This window comes from Borrelia persica No12, assembly GCF_000500045.1.
Lineage (GTDB): Bacteria > Spirochaetota > Spirochaetia > Borreliales > Borreliaceae > Borrelia > Borrelia persica.
Window position 1 is genome coordinate 1 of sequence record NZ_AYOT01000022.1, and the last position, 1,051, is coordinate 1,051.

Consider the following 1,051-nt stretch of genomic DNA (forward strand, 5'->3'; position numbering starts at 1 on the left):
TCTTTCAGAAGTGCATCCTTTACTGTTATGTACTGAGGCTCACTGTAAAGATCTAACAAGAGATGTGAAAACCTATAAGGTAAGATCAATTGATAAACTCCATTTAATTTTTCTTTATACTCTTCAGATTTACGTTTAGCTTCCACAACTTTTTCATATAACATAGTTCCAGTAGTTAATGATGAAGCCTGTGTAGGCGTTAATTTACTTCTACCAGAAAGTGTTGCAATACCTTCCATATTAATAGATGGGTTTCCAAAAACAACCGAATAATAAACACTTTTAATAAGATCACGTCCTAAACTATCCTTAATATTATTATCATTTATATTACCATTCATTAACATATCGTGTGACAGAAATAGAACTGTATCAAATAAATGCATTTTGTAGCAAAATTCTTTTAAAATTGAAATATTCGCATCATCATTAGTATTACCTCCATCACTTGAAGTAATACCATTATCAATCTTATAATGGACATAACACCCATCTCTAAGATCACTTTTATTCATCACGACCTTATAAGGCAGCAAACCTGCCAACCCAGATTCTTCTACAAGCGAACAAATACATCCATGATAATGGCCAATAAATTGGCTAAAAAAAATACTATTATTCATATCTTAATAAATCTCTCTGAAAACCAAACAACTAACTACTAATAGTAATCTCAACAACTTCTTCTGGACGAAAATGAACAACTCCTGCTGACTGCATTGTTGCAATAATATACTCACCCTCAGCAGATGCAAACTTCCTAAAATATATTTCGGACAAAATTGGCACAAACATTACTGTCTCATCAGGTTCATAAAGAACTGGATGTTCAAGTCCTTTAAATACTGATGTTACTATATTATGGTCTTTCAGAAGTGCATCCTTTACTGTTATGTACTGAGGCTCACTGTAAAGATCTAACAAGAGATGTGAAAACTTATGTGGTAAGAGTAATTGATAAAATCCATCAAATTTTTCCTTGTACTCCTCAGATTTACGTTTAGCTTCCACAACCTTTTGATGTAGAGTAGTTCCAGTAGTTAATGATGAA

General features: G+C 32.3%; 1 protein-coding gene and 1 pseudogene. Both read right to left on the reverse strand.

The window, feature by feature from the left end; all coding sequences use genetic code 11:
• The coding region (locus U881_RS13000) for a hypothetical protein (protein WP_024652905.1) at positions 1-623 on the reverse strand (623 nt) is incomplete at its 3' end.
• A gap of 31 nt (positions 624-654) precedes the next feature.
• A pseudogene (locus U881_RS0100395) lies at positions 655-1,051 on the reverse strand (hypothetical protein); the annotation flags it as partial.